Source organism: Modestobacter sp. Leaf380 (assembly GCF_001424485.1).
GTDB lineage: Bacteria > Actinomycetota > Actinomycetes > Mycobacteriales > Geodermatophilaceae > Klenkia.
Genome location: NZ_LMQC01000001.1, coordinates 216,601 through 231,449 on the forward strand (window position 1 = coordinate 216,601; position 14,849 = coordinate 231,449).

Genomic DNA, 14,849 nt, shown 5'->3' on the forward strand with positions numbered 1-14,849 from the left:
CCTGGGGTGGTCGGGCGGGCGGTCCGGGCGGTGGCCCGGGCCCGCCTCAGCGGACGGGCTCGGGGTAGGCCGGGTGGGCCGAGACCAGCTCGCGGACCGCGGCCGACACCTCGGCGGACCGCGACCCGTCGGCGTCGCGGATCGCCGTCCCGATGAAGGTGGCGATCTGGGCCATGTCGGACTCGGTCATGCCCTGGGTGGTGACCGACGGGCTGCCGACCCGGATGCCCGAGGCGATGGAGGCCGGCTGCGGATCGAAGGGGATCGCGTTCTTGTTCAGCACGATCCCGGCGGCGTCGCAGCGGGCCTCGGCGTCGGCACCGCTGACCCCGGTGGACTGCAGGTCCAGCAGGGCCAGGTGGGTGTCGGTGCCACCGGCGACCGGACGCAGTCCCTCGGCAGCCAGGCCCTCGGTGAGGGCCTGGGCGTTGGCGATGACCTGGCGGGTGTAGGCCTGGTACTCAGGTGTCAGGCACTCCTTGAGGTTCACCGCCTTGGCGGCGACGGCGTGCATCAGCGGCCCACCCTGCATCATCGGGAAGGCGGCCTTGTCGATGGCCTTGGCGTGCTCGGCCTTGCACACGATGGCGCCACCGCGGGGCCCGCGCAGCACCTTGTGCGTGGTGAAGGTGACGACATCGGCGTGCGGCACCGGCGAGGGGATGGCCTTGCCGGCCACCAGGCCGATGAAGTGCGCGGCGTCGACCATGAAGACGGCCCCGACCTCGTCGGCGATCTGCCGGAACGCGGCGAAGTCGATCAGCCGCGGGATCGCGGACCCGCCGGCGATGATCAGCTTGGGCCGGTGCTCGCGCGCGAGGTCACGGACCTGGTCGTAGTCGATGTGCTCGGTCTTCGGGTCCACGCCGTACTGCACGGCGTTGAACCACTTCCCCGAGAACGAGACCTTGGTGCCGTGGGTCAGGTGCCCGCCCATCGGCAGGGCCATCCCGAGCATGGTGTCGCCGGGCTTGAGGAAGGCCCCGTAGGCGGCCAGGTTGGCGCTGGCGCCCGAGTGCGGCTGCAGGTTGACGTGCTCCGCGCCGAACAGCTCCTTGCCGCGCTCGATCCCGAGGGACTCGGCTCGGTCGACGACCTCGCAACCGCCGTAGTACCGCTTGCCGGGGTAGCCCTCGGCGTACTTGTTGCTCAGCGTGCTGCCCAGCGCTGCGAGGACGGCGGGGCTGGTGAAGTTCTCGCTGGCGATCAGCTGCAGGCCGGTGCGCAGCCGGTCCAGCTCGTCGGTGACGACGCCGGCGATCTCCGGGTCGAAGGAGGCCAGCGCGTCGAAGTCGGGCCCCCAGTACGGGGTGGCTGCAGGGGTGCTCATGCGGGGCGCGCTCCGGGAGAGAGGGGCGCCGCGCACCCGGGAGGGGGCACGCGGAGGTCGGACCCACGGTATCGCCCCCGTCGGCGGCCCCGGGCCGACGTGCTGGGACGGGGCCGGCTCGACGGCGCGGTGCGGGCGCAGCGCGGTACGGGGACCTGCTCAGTCGGTGATGCCGGGCACGACCGCGCGCAGCCGGTCCACGTCGACAGCACCCACCCGCAGCACCCGGGGCACGGGTCCGGTGCAGTCCACGATCGTGCTGGCCCCACTGCTCTCCCGCGGGCCGCCGTCCAGGACGACGGCTGCGTGCTCGCCCAGCTGGTACTCGGCCTGCTGTGCGCTGGTGGCGGCGGGACGGCCGGACCGGTTCGCGCTGGAGACGGCGAGGGGGCCGGTGCGCCGGAGGAGGTCGCGGGCCAGGTCGTCGTCGGGCAGCCGGACGGCAACGGTCCCCTCGGCCTCGCCCAGGTCCCAGCTCAGCGTCGGGGTGTGTTCGAGCACCAGGGTCAGCCCGCCGGGCCAGAACGCCTCGGCGAGGGCGTGGGCGTCGGCGGGGAACGCCGTCACCAGGCCGGCCACGGTGGAGGCCTCCCCGACCAGCACCGGGACCGGCATGTTGCGGCCCCGGTTCTTGGCAGTGAGGAGCCGACCGACCGCCTCGGGGGTGAAGGCGTCGGCGGCCACCCCGTAGACGGTGTCGGTGGGCAGCAGGACCAGCTCGCCGCGGGAGAGCGCGGCGGCCGCGGCGGTCAGGCCCGCGGCGCGCTGGTCCTCGTCGGAGCAGTCGTAGACGTCGGCCACACCGGCAGTCTCCCCCACGTACCGTCGGCGCCCATGCGGTGGTGGCTGGTCCCGGTCGGACTGCTGCTGGGCGGCTGCGCGGCGCCGGTGCAGCTGGACACCCCGATGGGTGCCCGGGTCGACTACCAGCTCGGCGGGCAGTACGAGCCGGCCGACGGGGTGACCGGCGTGGTCCGGGACCGCACCGACTCCCCCGCCCCTGGTCTGTGGTCGGCCTGCTACGTCAACGCCTTCCAGACCCAGCCGGGCACCGACGACGTGCCCGAGGACCTGCTGCTGCACGACGCGACGGGGGCCCGGGTCGAGGACCCGGACTGGCCCGGGGAGTTCCTCCTCGACATCAGCACCCCCGCCCAGCGCGAGCGGGTGCTCACCGAGGTGGGCGGCTGGTTCGACGGGTGCGCGGCGGACGGCTTCGACGCCGTCGAGCCGGACAACCTGGACAGCTGGACCCGCTCGCAGGGGCTGCTCACGGTGGACCACGCCGTCGCGATGGCGGGTCTGCTGGTCCGGCGGGCGCACGCCGCGGGCCTCACCATCGCGCAGAAGAACGCCGCCGACCTGGCCGGGCGCGACCTGGGGTTCGACTACGCGGTGACCGAGCAGTGCCAGGTGTACGGCGAGTGCCAGGTCTACACCGACGCCTACGGCGACCTGGTGCTGGAGGTCGAGTACAGCGACGCGGCCTTCGACGCCGCGTGCGCGGCACGGGGCACGGAGGTCGCCGTGCAGCGCCGGGACCGGGACGTGTCCGTCCCGGGGACCGAGGGCTACGTGTCGCGCTTCTGCAGCTGAGCGGTGGTGAAGCGGGGCCGCCCGGCCAGGTCGGGGTGGTCGGCGACGTCGACCCACCCGCCGTGCGCCCGGACCAGCGCCGGCAGCGAACCGCCCTGGACGTCGGCGTGCTCGACGGCCAGCAGCCCGCCGGGGCGCAGCAGCCGTGCGGCGGTGTGCAGCAGCCCGCGGACGACGTCCAGGCCGTCGGGGCCGCCCCACAGCGCCAGCGGCGGGTCGTGGTCGGCGACCTCGCGCGGCAGTCGCGCGTCGTCGGGCACGTACGGCGGGTTGGAGACGACGACGTCGACCCGACCGTCGAGGTCGGTCAACAGGCCCCGGTCGGTCATGTCCCCGGCGAGCACGGTCACCGGGGTGTCCCCCGCGGCGGCGCGAGCGTCGGCGTTGTGCCGGGTCCAGGCGATGGCGTCGGGGTCGCGTTCGACGGCGGTGACCCGAGCACCCGGGTGCTCGTGGGCGACCGACAGCGCGATCGCCCCGGAGCCAGTGCCCAGGTCGACGACGACGGGGGCGTCGAGCCCGGCCACCTGCTCGAGCACCCAGCCGGCGATCTGCTCGGTCTCCGGGCGGGGCACGAAGACCCCGGGGCCGACTGCCAGCTCCAGGTGCCGGAAGGCTGCGGAGCCGGTGAGGTGCTGCAGCGGCACCCGGGCGACGCGCTGGTCCAGCAGGTGGCTGAACCGGGTGCTGTCCGGGACGTCGTCCAGGGTGACCAGCCGCGCCCGGGGCACCCCGAGGGCGTGGGCCAGCAGCAGCTCGGCGTCGACCCGGGGGGACTCGACCCCGGCCTCGGCGAGCCGTCGGGCCGCCTGCTGGAGCAGTTCGCGCGGGGTCAGCTGCCGACCTCGAGCAGCTCGGCGGTGTGCGCGGTGGACAGCGCGTCGATGACGGGGTCCAGCTCGCCGTCCAGGACCGCGTCCAGGTTGTGCGCCTTGAAGCCGACGCGGTGGTCGGAGATCCGGTTCTCGGGGTAGTTGTAGGTCCGCACGCGCTCGCTGCGGTCCACGGTGCGGACCTGGCTGCGACGGGCGTCGCTGGCGGTCGCGGCGGCCTCCTCGCGGGCCGCGGCCAGCAGCCGGGAGCGCAGCACCCGCAGGGCGGACTCCCGGTTCTGCAGCTGGCTCTTCTCGTTCTGCGAGCTCACCACGGTGCCGGTGGGCAGGTGGGTGATCCGGACGGCGGAGTCGGTGGTGTTCACGCTCTGCCCGCCCGGGCCCGAGGACCGGAAGACGTCGATCCGCAGGTCGGCGGGGTCGACGGTGACGTCGACCTCCTCGGCCTCGGGCAGCACCAGCACGCCGACGGCGGAGGTGTGGATGCGGCCCTGGCTCTCGGTGACCGGCACCCGCTGCACCCGGTGGACGCCGGCCTCGAACTTCAGCCGGGACCATATGCCCTCGTCGGTGCGGGACTTCACCGCGACCGCGACGTCCTTGTAGCCGCCGAGCTCGGCGTCCACGGCGTCGAGGACCTGGGTGGCCCACCCGCGGCGCTCGGCGTAGCGCAGGTACATCCGGAGCAGGTCCCCGACGAAGAGCGCGGACTCCGCGCCGCCCTCGCCGGCCTTGATCTCCAGGATGACGTCCTTGTCGTCGTCGGGGTCCTTGGGCAGCAGCTGCTCGCGCAGCCGGTCTTCCAGGACGGCGATCTGGCCCTGCAGCTCGTCGGCCTCGGCGGCGAACGCCCGGTCCTCCTGGGCCAGCTCACGGGCCGCGGCGAGGTCCTCCCGGGCCGCCTCGAGCGCCCGCGAGGTCTCCACGAGGGGGGCCAGCGAGGCGTAGCGGCGGGCCAGCCGGCGGGCCCGGGACTGGTCGGCGTGCACCGAGGGGTCGGCGAGCTCGAGCTCGAGGCCGGCGTGCTCGGCGAGCAGGTCGGCGAGGCCGCCGTCGGGTGTCCCGGTCACGGTGCTCCCCTCCCAGTGCTGATCGTCGGGCTGCTGGCGCCCTGTCCACGCGTCCCGACCGGGTGGCCGGGACACGACGACGGCGCCCGCCCCGGCCCCTGGTCGGGGGCGGGACGGGCGCCGTCGGGAGTGCTACTTGCTGGCTGCGGTCTCGCGCTTGCCGAAGCGCTTCTCGAAGCGGGCCACGCGGCCACCGGTGTCCAGGACACGCTGCTTGCCCGTGTAGAACGGGTGGCAGGCCGAGCACATCTCGACCGACAGCGTGCCGCCGGAGATGGTGCTGCGGGTGGTGAAGGTGTTCCCACAACCGCAGGTCACAGCGGTCTCGTGGTAGTCGGGGTGGATGTCGGGCTTCATGTCCCTCGCCCTCTCTTGTCTGGCGGGCCGGGTGGCCAGGGTGCTGGCCGGTCGACCGGGTGCGAATGGTGGAACGTCGTCAGCAGGTCGCGTTGTTCCACGCGGGTCCCGCCCTCGACGGGGCTCGGTCCGTCAGTCTCCCACAACCTGGTGAGCGACTGGCCGGCCCCCTCGCAGGGTCCCGGCTCGCGCGGAGCGCGTGCCGGGGCGAGGGGGTCCGCTGTCAGAGGTCCTTGTCGTTGCCCAGCGTCGTCTTCTGGACCTGCATGAGGAACTCGATGTTGTTGCGGGTCTTCTTCAGCCGGCCCAGCAGCAGCTCGAGGGCCTGCTGGGGCTCCAGCGCGGCCAGCACCCGGCGGAGCTTGATGACGATGGCCAGCTCGTCCGGGCTCATCAGCAGCTCCTCCTTGCGGGTGCTGGAGGCGTTGACGTCCACGGCCGGGAAGACCCGCTTGTCCGCCAGCCGGCGGTCGAGCTTGATCTCGGCGTTCCCGGTGCCCTTGAACTCCTCGAAGATGACCGTGTCCATCGTGGACCCGGTCTCCACCAGCGCCGAGGCGATGATGGTCAGCGAGCCGCCGTTCTCGATGTTGCGGGCGGCGCCCAGGAAGCGCTTGGGCGGGTAGAGCGCGGTGGAGTCGACGCCACCGGACAGGATGCGCCCGCTGGCGGGGGCCGCCAGGTTGTAGGCGCGGCCCAGCCGGGTGATCGAGTCCAGCAGCACGACGACGTCGTGGCCCATCTCGACCAGCCGCTTGGCCCGCTCGATGGACAGCTCGGCCACGGTGGTGTGGTCGGTCGCGGGCCGGTCGAAGGTCGAGGCGATGACCTCGCCCTTCACCGAGCGCTGCATGTCGGTGACCTCTTCGGGCCGCTCGTCGACCAGGACCACCATCAGGTGGCACTCGGGGTTGTTCGTGGTGATCGCGTTGGCGATGGCCTGCAGCACCATCGTCTTGCCCGCCTTGGGCGGGGAGACGATCAGCGCGCGCTGGCCCTTGCCGATGGGCATCACCAGGTCCAGGACCCGGGTGGTGAGCAGGTGCGACTCGGTCTCCATCCGCAGGCGGTCCTGCGGGTAGAGCGGGACCAGCTTCTGGAACTCGGGGCGGGTCTTGGCCTGCTCGGGGTCCAGCCCGTTGACCGAGTCCAGCCGGACCAGCGCGTTGTACTTGTCCTTGCGCTCGCCCTCGCGCGGCTGGCGGACGGCACCGGTGATGGCGTCGCCGCGGCGCAGGCCGTAGCGCCGCACCTGGGACAGCGAGACGTAGACGTCGTTCGGCCCGGTCAGGTACCCCGAGGTCCGGACGAAGGCGTAGTTGTCCAGGACGTCGAGGATGCCGGCGACGGGCAGCAGCACGTCGTCCTCGTCCACGGTGGGCTCGCCCTGGTCGAAACGGTCGCGTCCGCCCTGGGTGCCCGTGGTGCCGCGACGGTTGCGGTCGCGGTAGCGACGCCCGCGGCGACGGCCGTTGCCCTCGAAGTCGTCGTCGTCCTCGTCGGGGCCGGCGTCCCGGTCGTTGCGGGGGGCCTGCCCGGCGGGCTGGCCCTGGCCGTTGCGGTCGGTCCGAGCGCGGCCGCCACGGTCGTCGGGCCCGTTGCCGCCGCGGTCGTTGCGGTCGCCGCGGTCGTTGCCCCGGTCGCGGTCGGTGCGGTCGGCCCGGTCGCGGTCGTTGCGGTCGCGGTCGTTGCGGTCGCGGTCCTGCCGGTCGCCACGCTCCGCGCGGTCGTCCCGGTCCTGGCGGTCCCGGTCCTGGCGGTCCCGGTCCTGGCGCTCCTGGCGCTCGGCGCGCTCGGCGGCGGCCCGCTCGGCGCGCTCGGCCCGGCTGGGACGCTCGGGCCGGTCGCCGCGGGTGCGCTCCGAGGGTCCGCCCTCGTGCTGTCCGCGGTCGCCCTGGTCGCGGTCGGCCTGGCTGCGGTCGCTCTGACTGCGGTCGCTCTGGTTGCGCTCGCCCTGGCCGCGCTCGGCCTGGTTGCGCTCGCCTTGGCTGCGCTCACCCTGGCTGCCCTCGCCCTGGCTGCGGTCGGCCTGGTCGCGGTCGTCGCGCTCGGTGCCGGCCTGCTCCTCGCGGGCCCGCGACCGGCTGCGGCCGGTCCGCTCGGCGGGGCGCTCGTCGGCGTGCTCGTCGGCGGTGGCGTCCGCGGCAGCCGTGGTCCCCGGCTCGGCGGCGGTGGTCTGGCGCTCGTCGCGGCTGCGGTTGCGGCTGCGGGCCGGGCGGTCGGCCTGGGGTCGCTCGGCCTGGGGTCGCTCGGCCTGGGGTCGCTCGGCCTCGGGTGCGGCCTCGACAGGAGCCACGTCGGCCGCGGGGGCGCCGCCGACCTGCGGGGCGCTCGTGGTCTCGGCCTGCGCCGGGGCGTCGGCGACGGCCTCGGGAGCACCAGCCGGCCGGCTGGCGGCCCGGCGACGGCGCGCGACCGGCGGGGCGTCGGCGACCGGCGGCGCGGTGACGGCCGGCGCGGTGACGGCGGACTCGGCCGCCGGCGCGGCTGCGGCGTCCGTGGCCTCCGCGACCGGGGCCGCGACGGGCGCGTCCGGGGTGGTCTGGGGGGCGGTGGCAGTGGCGTCCGTGCGGGCGGTGCCGTTGCCGTTGCCGCCGATCTGGCGCGCCTCGATGGCGGTCACCAGGTCGCCCTTGCGCATCCGGCCGGTGCCGGGGATGCCCAGCTCGGTGGCCAGGCGCTGGAGCTCGGGCAGCAGCATCGACGACAGCCCGGTGCCGCGACGGCGCTTGCCGGCGGCGGCCTCGGTCCCGGCGGTGTCGGCCGACCCGGTGGAGTCGGCGGCGCCGTCGGCGACGAGGGAGGTGGTCTCGCTCACGTACAGGTCCTTCCCTGCGGTGACCTGCGCCTACCAGCGCAGGGGATGACCGGCGCCCTCTCGGGTTCGCCCCGGGTTTCTCGAGGCGGGACCGAGGAGGGTGCGGGTCTGTGGAAGCGGGACGAGGAGCGGCGGGATCCCGCGCGTCTGCAACGCCTCACGTAATGCTCGCCCGGAGGGCGGCTGGTCGTCAGCCTAGACACGGGCTGACGCGCCGACGACGCTGGCTGCCCCCAGCGTCTTCCCAGGCGGTCACGACGATACAACACGGTCCGCTGGGCGGACGCGGACGCCGTCGTGGTCGACCGCGAGGTCACGCAGGTGCCAGTCCTCCCCCACCAGCGCGGCGACCGCGGGGACGACACCGGGTCCCGCGCCCAGCACGAGCACGCTGGGTCCGGCACCGGAGACGACGGCGGCGTGGCCGGCGTCGCGCAGCCGCTCCAGCAGCTGGGCCGTACCGGGCATCGCGGCGGCACGCTGGTGCTGGTGCAGCCGGTCCTCGGTGGCGGCCAGCAGGAGCGTGGGGTCGCTGGTCAGGGCGTGGACCAGCAGCGCGGCCCGGCCGGCGTTGAAGGCGGCGTCGACGTGCGGCACGACCGAGGGCAGCAGGCCGCGGGCGACGTGGGTGGACAGCGTCGCGGTGGGCACCAGCACCAGGGGGTGCACGCCACCGTCGACGGCCAGCGAGGCCGCTGCGGCACCGTGGCCGTCGGACCAGGACAGGGTCAGCCCGCCGAACACACAGGCCGCCACGTTGTCCGGGTGGCCCTCGATCTCGTCGGCCAGCCGCAGCACGCGGGCCCGGTCCAGCTCACCGACGTCGGGGCACAGCGTGTGCGCCGCGACGATGCCGGCCACGACGGCCGCCGCGGAGGAGCCCATCCCCCGGCCCTGCGGGATGCCGTTGCGGGCGACCAGGCGCAGGTTGCGCGGGTGCCAGGCCAGCTCGTCGCAGGCGGCCCGGAACGAGCGGACCACCAGGTGGGTCTCGTCGCAGGGCAGCTCGCCGGCACCGACGCCCTCGACGAGGACCTCGAGCTCGTCGGCGACCGACACCTCGAGCACGTCGTGGCAGGTCAGCGCCAGGCCGGCGCTGTCGAAGGCCGGGCCCAGGTTGGCGCTGGTGGCCGGGACCCGGACCTGCCACACCTCCGGCGGGGGTGCCACGACGGCCTACAGGCCGAGCTGGGCGGCCGCGGCAGCGGCGTCGACCGGGATGGTGACCGGGGCGGGTGCGCCCGAGATCGCCCACTCCGGGTCCTTGAGCCCGTTGCCGGTGACCGTGCAGACCACGGTCTGACCGGGCTCGAGCTCGCCGGCGGCCGCGACCTGCAGCAGCCCGGCGACCGAGGCGGCCGAGGCGGGCTCGACGAAGACGGCCTCGGTGCGGGCCAGCAGCCGGTAGGCCGCCAGGATCGCCCGGTCGGTGACGGCGTCGATGCGTCCGCCGGAGTCGTCGCGGGCGGTCAGCGCCTTGGTCCAGGACGCCGGGTTGCCGATCCGGATCGCGGTGGCGATGGTGCTGGGCTGCTCGACGACGGCGCCGTTGACGATCGGGGCCGCGCCCGCCGCCTGGAAGCCCCACATCCGCGGGGTGCGGGTGGCCGGGCCGGGGGTCTCGGAGGAGGTCGTGTACTCCCGGTAGCCCTGCCAGTAGGCGGTGATGTTGCCGGCGTTGCCGACCGGCAGGCAGTGGATGTCGGGGGCGTCGCCCAGGACGTCGACGATCTCGAAGGACGCCGTCTTCTGGCCCTCGATGCGGAACTGGTTGACGCTGTTGACCAGGCTGACCGGGTAGTCGATGGCCAGCTTGGAGGCCAGCGCCAGGCAGTCGTCGAAGTTGCCCTGGACCTGCAGCAGCGTCGCCCCGTGCACCAGCGCCTGGGCCAGCTTGCCGGTGGCGATCTTGCCCTGCGGGACCAGCACGGCGCAGACCAGCCCGGCCCGGGCGGCGTAGGCCGCCGCGCTGGCCGAGGTGTTGCCGGTGGAGGCGCAGATGACTGCCTGCGCGCCCTCCTCGACGGCCTTGGTGATGGCCATCGTCATGCCGCGGTCCTTGAAGGAGCCGGTGGGGTTGGCGCCCTCGACCTTCAGGTAGACGTCGCAGCCGGTCCGCCGGGACAGCTCGGGGGCCGGGACGAGCGGGGTGGCGCCCTCCTGCAGCGTGATGACCGGGGTGGTCTCGCTGACCGGGAGGCGGTCCCGGTAGGCCTCGATCAGACCGGGCCAGAACGGTGAGGCCGGACGGGGCGGGGCGGTGGTCATGAGAGTCCCTCCACACGGAGCACGCTGGTCACGGCCCGGACGGCCGGCATCTCGCGGAGCCGGGAGATCGTGGCAGACAGGGCGGCGTCCGGTGCCCGGTGGGTGACGATCACCAGCGTGGCGGCCTCGCCGGCGCCGTCCTGACGGACGGTGGAGATGGAGACGTCGTGCGCGGCGAACTCCTGGGCGACCGTGGCCAGCACGCCCGGGCGGTCCGCGACGTCGAGGCTGACGTGGTAGCGCGTGGGGGTGTCGGCCATCGGGGCGACCGGCAGTCCGGCGTACCCGGTGGTACCCGGCCCCGCGACGCCGGCGACCCGGTTGCGAGCCACCGCGACGAGGTCGCCGAGGACGGCCGACGCGGTCGGCTCCCCGCCGGCGCCCTGGCCGTAGAACATCAGCTGGCCCGCGGCCTCGGCCTCGACGAACACGGCGTTGAACGCACCGCCCACCGCGGCCAGCGGGTGCGTGGTCGGGATCATCGCCGGGTGCACGCGGACGGCGATGGCGTCGCCGTCGTCCCCGGTGACCTTCTCGCAGATCGCCAGCAGCTTGACCGTGCAGCCGATCTCGGCGGCCCGGGCCACGTCGGTGGAGGACACCGCGGAGATGCCCTCGCGGTAGACGTCGGCGGCGGTGACCGGGGAGTGGAAGGCCAGCGAGGCCAGGATCGCGGCCTTGGCGGCGGCGTCGAACCCGTCGACGTCGGCGGTGGGGTCGGCCTCGGCGTACCCGAGCTCGGTGGCCTCGGCCAGCGCCTCGGCGAACCCGGCGCCGGTCTCGGCCATCCGCGAGAGGATGTAGTTCGTCGTGCCGTTGACGATGCCGACCACCCGGGTCAGCTGGTCCCCGGCCAGGGACTCCCGCAGCGGGCGCAGCAGCGGGATCGCCCCGGCGACGGCGGCCTCGTAGTACAGGTCCACCCCGGCCGCAGCGGCCGCGGCGTGCAGCGCGACACCGTCGTCGGCCAGCAGCGCCTTGTTGGCACTGACCACGGACTTGCCGGCGGCGAAGGCGGCCAGCATCAGCGAGCGGGCCGGCTCGATGCCGCCGACCACCTCCACGACCAGGTCGACGTCGGGCCGGGTGACGAGCGCCTGCGCGTCGGTGGTGAGCAGCTCGGCGGGCACCTCGGGGTGCCGGTCGGGCCGCCGGACGGCGACGCCGGCCACCTGCACCGGGCGCCCGACCCGGGCGGTGATGTCGGCGGCCTGGTCGGTCAGCAGCCGCAGCACGGCCGAGCCGACGGTGCCGCAGCCCAGCAGCGCGACCCGCAGCGGGGGCTGCTCCGCGGGGGTCGCGGTGGGGGTCGCAGTCGAGGTCGCAGTCGGGGTCGCAGTGGCGGTCACGAGGCGGTCCCGACGGCGGGCTGGGAGGGCGCGGGCACGGGGGCGGGGACGTCCGCGAGGACGGCGTCGAGGGCGAACACGTCCGACAGTGTCTGTCGTCGGACGATCTCGGCCGACACCCCGTCCCGCACGGCGACCACCGGGGGCTTGAGCAGGTAGTTGTAGTTCGAGGCCATCGACCAGCAGTAGGCCCCGGTGGCGGCGACCGCGAGGAGGTCCCCGGCGGCCACGTCGGAGGGCAGCCACAGGTCGCGGACCAGCACGTCCCCGCTCTCGCAGTGCTTGCCCACCACGCGGCACAGCGCCGGCGGGGCGGTGGAGACCCGGTTGGCCAGCACACAGGTGTAGGCGGCGTCGTAGAGGGCGGTGCGGATGTTGTCGCTCATCCCGCCGTCGACGGAGACGTAGTTGCGCACCATCGGGGTGCCGGGGGAACCGCTGGCGCCCAGCCGGACCGGCTTGATGGTGCCGATCTCGTAGAGGGTCACCGTGCCGGGGCCGGCGATGGCGCGACCGGGTTCGACGGCCAGCCGGGGCACCGGCAGGCCCAGCTCCGCGCACTCGGTGGCGACCACCGAGCGCAGCTTGACCGCGACGTCGTCGGCGGCGACCGGGTCGTCGTCGGGCAGGTAGGCGATGCCGAACCCGCCACCCAGGTTCAGCTCGGCCAGCACGACGCCGGTGGCGTCCCGGACGGCGCCCATCAGACCCACGATGCGGTGCGCGGCGGCCTCGAAGCCCGCGGTGTCGAAGATCTGCGAGCCGATGTGGCTGTGCAGGCCGGCGAGGTCGAGCGCGGGCTCGGCCACACAGCGGACCGCGGCGGCCAGCGCGTCGCCGGTGGCCAGCGAGAACCCGAACTTCTGGTCCTCGTGGGCGGTGGCGATGAACTCGTGGGTGTGCGCCTCGATGCCGACGGTGGAGCGGATGAGCACCGGCACCGGCGTCCCTCCCCCGGCGACCCGGGCGGCGGCCAGCGGCACCAGGCGGTCGATCTCGTCGAAGCTGTCGAGCACGACGTGCCCGATGCCCGACCGCACGGCCAGCTCCAGCTCGACCAGCGACTTGTTGTTGCCGTGCAGCGCGATCCGGTGCGCCGGGAACCCGGCGGCCAGGGCGAGGGCGAGCTCGTTGCCGCTGCAGGCGTCCAGGTGCAGCCCGTCCTCGGCGACCCACCGGGCGACCTGCCCGCACAGGAAGGCCTTGGAGGCGTAGTGCACGTCGGCGCCGTCGAAGGCGCGGGCGAAGTCCGCGGCCCGGCCGCGGAAGTCGGCCTCGTCCAGGACGAAGAGCGGGGTGCCGTGCTCCCGGGCCAGCTCGGTGACCGGCCGCCCGCCCAGGTGCAGCTCACCCTCGACACGGGTGGCCGTGCGCGGCCAGACCTGGCCGTCGAGCTCGCCCAGGGAGGCCGGCGGGGCACCGGCCGCCGACGGCGGGGTCAGGTTGCCGTGCAGCGGACCTGCCGGGTGCGCTCTCACATCCGCTCCGGGGCGTGCACGCCGAGCACGGTCAGGCCGTTGCGCAGCACCGTGGCCGTCGCCGAGCACAGCCAGAGCCGGGCCACCGTGGTGGCGGTGACCTCCTCGTCGCCGCGTGGCAGCACCCGGCACGAGTCGTAGAACCGGTGGTAGGTGCCCGCCAGCTCCTCCAGGTAGCGCGCCACCCGGTGCGGGGCGCGCAGCTCGGCGGCGGCGGTGACGACCCGGGGGAACTCGGCGATCGCGCGGAGCAGGTCGGTCTCGCGGGGGTGGGCGAGCTGCGTGGCGTCGACGTCGTCCGGACCGCCCAGGGCGATGCCCAGGTCACCGGCGCCCCGCAGCAGCGAGGAGATCCGGGCGTGCGCGTACTGGACGTAGAAGACCGGGTTGTCGCTGGTCTGCCGGCTCCACAGGTCCAGGTCCAGGTCGATCTGCTGGTCGACCGAGGCCCGCGCCAGGGCGTACCGGGCGGCGTCGGCACCGACGGCCTCGACCAGGTCGGCCAGGTTGATGACGGTGCCGGCCCGCTTGCTCATCTTCAGCGGCTGTCCGTCGCGGACCAGGTTGACCAACTGGCCCAGCAGGATCTCCAGGTTCTGGGCCGGGTCGTCGCCCAGCGCCGAGACCAGCGCCTTGTACCGGCCCACGTACCCGGCGTGGTCGGCGCCGAGCATGATCACGACCTTGTCGAAGCCGCGCTCGCGCTTGTCCTGGTAGTAGGCGCAGTCGGCGGCGAAGTAGGTGTAGTCGCCGTCGCTCTTGACCAGCGGCCGGTCCTTGTCGTCGCCGAAGTCGGTGGTCCGCAGCCAGGTGGCGCCGTCGGCCTCGTAGACGTGGCCCCGCTCGCGCAGGGTGTCGATGGCCTTCTGCAGCGCGCCGCTGGCGTGCAGTGTGGCCTCGGAGAAGTAGGTGTCGAAGACGACGCCGAAACCGGCCAGCGAGCTCTTGATCTCGGCGAACATCAGCTCGACGCCGGCGACCCGGAAGCGCTCCTGCTCCTGCTCGGCGGGCAGCTCGGTGACGCCGGGCTCGGCGGCCACCACCTGGGCGGCGATCTCGCCGATGTAGGTGCCGGCGTAGCCGTCCTCGGGAGCAGGCTGCCCGTGCGCGGCGGCGACCAGGCTGCGGGCGAACCGGTCGATCTGGGACCCGGCGTCGTTGAAGTAGTACTCCCGGCTGACGTCGGCGCCGGTGGCGGTGAGCAGCCGGCCCAGGGCGTCGCCGACGGCGGCCCACCGGGTGCCGCCGATGTGCACCGGCCCGGTCGGGTTGGCCGAGACGAACTCCAGGTTCACCCGCAGACCGGCGAAGGCGTCGGTGCGGCCGTAGGCCTCGCCCGCCGTGACCGCGTCGACCGCGATCCGGCCCAGCGCGCCCTGGGTGAAGGTCACGTTGAGGAAGCCCGGACCCGCGACGTCGACCCGCTCGATGCCCGCCTGCTCGCGCAGGTCCGCGGCCAGCAGCTCGGCCACCTCACGGGGCGGGCGGCCCGCGGCCTTGGCCAGCTTCAGGGCCACCGTGGTGGCGTAGTCGCCGTGCTCGGGGTTGCGGGGACGCTCGACGACGACCTCGTCGGGCACCGGCACGTCGAGCGCGCCGCGCTGCGCGGCTGCGGCGACGACGGACCGGACGAGGGCGCTGAGCTGCTCGGGTGTCACCTGGTGATCGTAGAAGAGGCAGGCCACCGGGTTGACCACGCTCCCGGCGTCGTGTGGGGGGTCACACCGCCCCCGACGTGCGCGCGGCCGGC

Annotated in this window: 12 protein-coding genes; 1 reads left to right on the plus strand and 11 read right to left on the minus strand. The window is 74.5% G+C overall.

The window, feature by feature from the left end:
• Window positions 1-46: 46 nt before the first annotated feature.
• Together glyA and ASG41_RS01000 are read right to left on the minus strand one after the other, a co-directional pair.
• Window positions 47-1,330 (minus strand): serine hydroxymethyltransferase, encoded by a 1,284-nt coding sequence (gene glyA, locus ASG41_RS00995; protein WP_056288477.1) that lies wholly within the window; start codon window positions 1,328-1,330, stop codon window positions 47-49.
• Window positions 1,331-1,489: 159 nt separating this feature from the next.
• Window positions 1,490-2,131: an L-threonylcarbamoyladenylate synthase gene (locus ASG41_RS01000; RefSeq protein WP_056288480.1), complete on the minus strand. Its 642-nt coding sequence runs from the start codon at window positions 2,129-2,131 to the stop codon at window positions 1,490-1,492.
• A gap of 33 nt (window positions 2,132-2,164) precedes the next feature.
• Here ASG41_RS01000 and ASG41_RS01005 point away from each other — a divergent pair, with 33 nt between their 5' ends.
• Window positions 2,165-2,926, plus strand: a complete 762-nt coding sequence (locus tag ASG41_RS01005; RefSeq protein WP_056288481.1) for an endo alpha-1,4 polygalactosaminidase — start codon at window positions 2,165-2,167, stop codon at window positions 2,924-2,926.
• Here ASG41_RS01005 and prmC read toward each other — a convergent pair.
• From prmC to argS, 9 genes are all read right to left on the minus strand, one after another.
• A complete protein-coding gene (prmC, locus tag ASG41_RS01010; RefSeq protein WP_082556519.1) occupies window positions 2,902-3,762 on the minus strand; it encodes a peptide chain release factor N(5)-glutamine methyltransferase in 861 nt (286 codons plus the stop codon). The genes ASG41_RS01005 and prmC overlap by 25 nt on opposite strands.
• Complete coding sequence (gene prfA / locus ASG41_RS01015; protein ID WP_157518891.1) at window positions 3,759-4,829, minus strand: peptide chain release factor 1; 1,071 nt, start codon at window positions 4,827-4,829, stop codon at window positions 3,759-3,761. The genes prmC and prfA overlap by 4 nt, the downstream gene beginning before the upstream one ends.
• 132 nt (window positions 4,830-4,961) lie before the next feature.
• The gene (gene rpmE / locus ASG41_RS01020) at window positions 4,962-5,186 is read right to left on the minus strand and encodes a 50S ribosomal protein L31 (protein WP_056288484.1); all 225 of its coding nucleotides are present in this window, start codon (window positions 5,184-5,186) and stop codon (window positions 4,962-4,964) included.
• Between the two features lie 223 nt (window positions 5,187-5,409).
• Window positions 5,410-8,004 carry a transcription termination factor Rho gene (gene rho, locus ASG41_RS01025; protein ID WP_056288487.1) on the minus strand — a complete coding sequence of 865 codons (2,595 nt, stop codon included), beginning with the start codon at window positions 8,002-8,004 and terminating at the stop codon, window positions 5,410-5,412.
• Between the two features lie 252 nt (window positions 8,005-8,256).
• Complete coding sequence (gene thrB / locus ASG41_RS01030) at window positions 8,257-9,174, minus strand: homoserine kinase (protein WP_056288491.1); 918 nt, start codon at window positions 9,172-9,174, stop codon at window positions 8,257-8,259.
• 6 nt (window positions 9,175-9,180) lie between these two features.
• Complete coding sequence (gene thrC / locus ASG41_RS01035) at window positions 9,181-10,272, minus strand: threonine synthase (protein WP_056288494.1); 1,092 nt, start codon at window positions 10,270-10,272, stop codon at window positions 9,181-9,183.
• Entirely contained in the window at window positions 10,269-11,621 is a 1,353-nt protein-coding gene (locus ASG41_RS01040; RefSeq protein WP_056288497.1) for a homoserine dehydrogenase, read from the minus strand. Before ASG41_RS01040 ends, thrC begins: the two co-directional genes overlap by 4 nt.
• A complete protein-coding gene (gene lysA / locus ASG41_RS01045; RefSeq protein WP_056288500.1) occupies window positions 11,618-13,099 on the minus strand; it encodes a diaminopimelate decarboxylase in 1,482 nt (493 codons plus the stop codon). Before lysA ends, ASG41_RS01040 begins: the two co-directional genes overlap by 4 nt.
• Complete coding sequence (gene argS, locus ASG41_RS01050; protein ID WP_056290023.1) at window positions 13,096-14,757, minus strand: arginine--tRNA ligase; 1,662 nt, start codon at window positions 14,755-14,757, stop codon at window positions 13,096-13,098. Before argS ends, lysA begins: the two co-directional genes overlap by 4 nt.
• Window positions 14,758-14,849 lie beyond the last annotated feature (92 nt).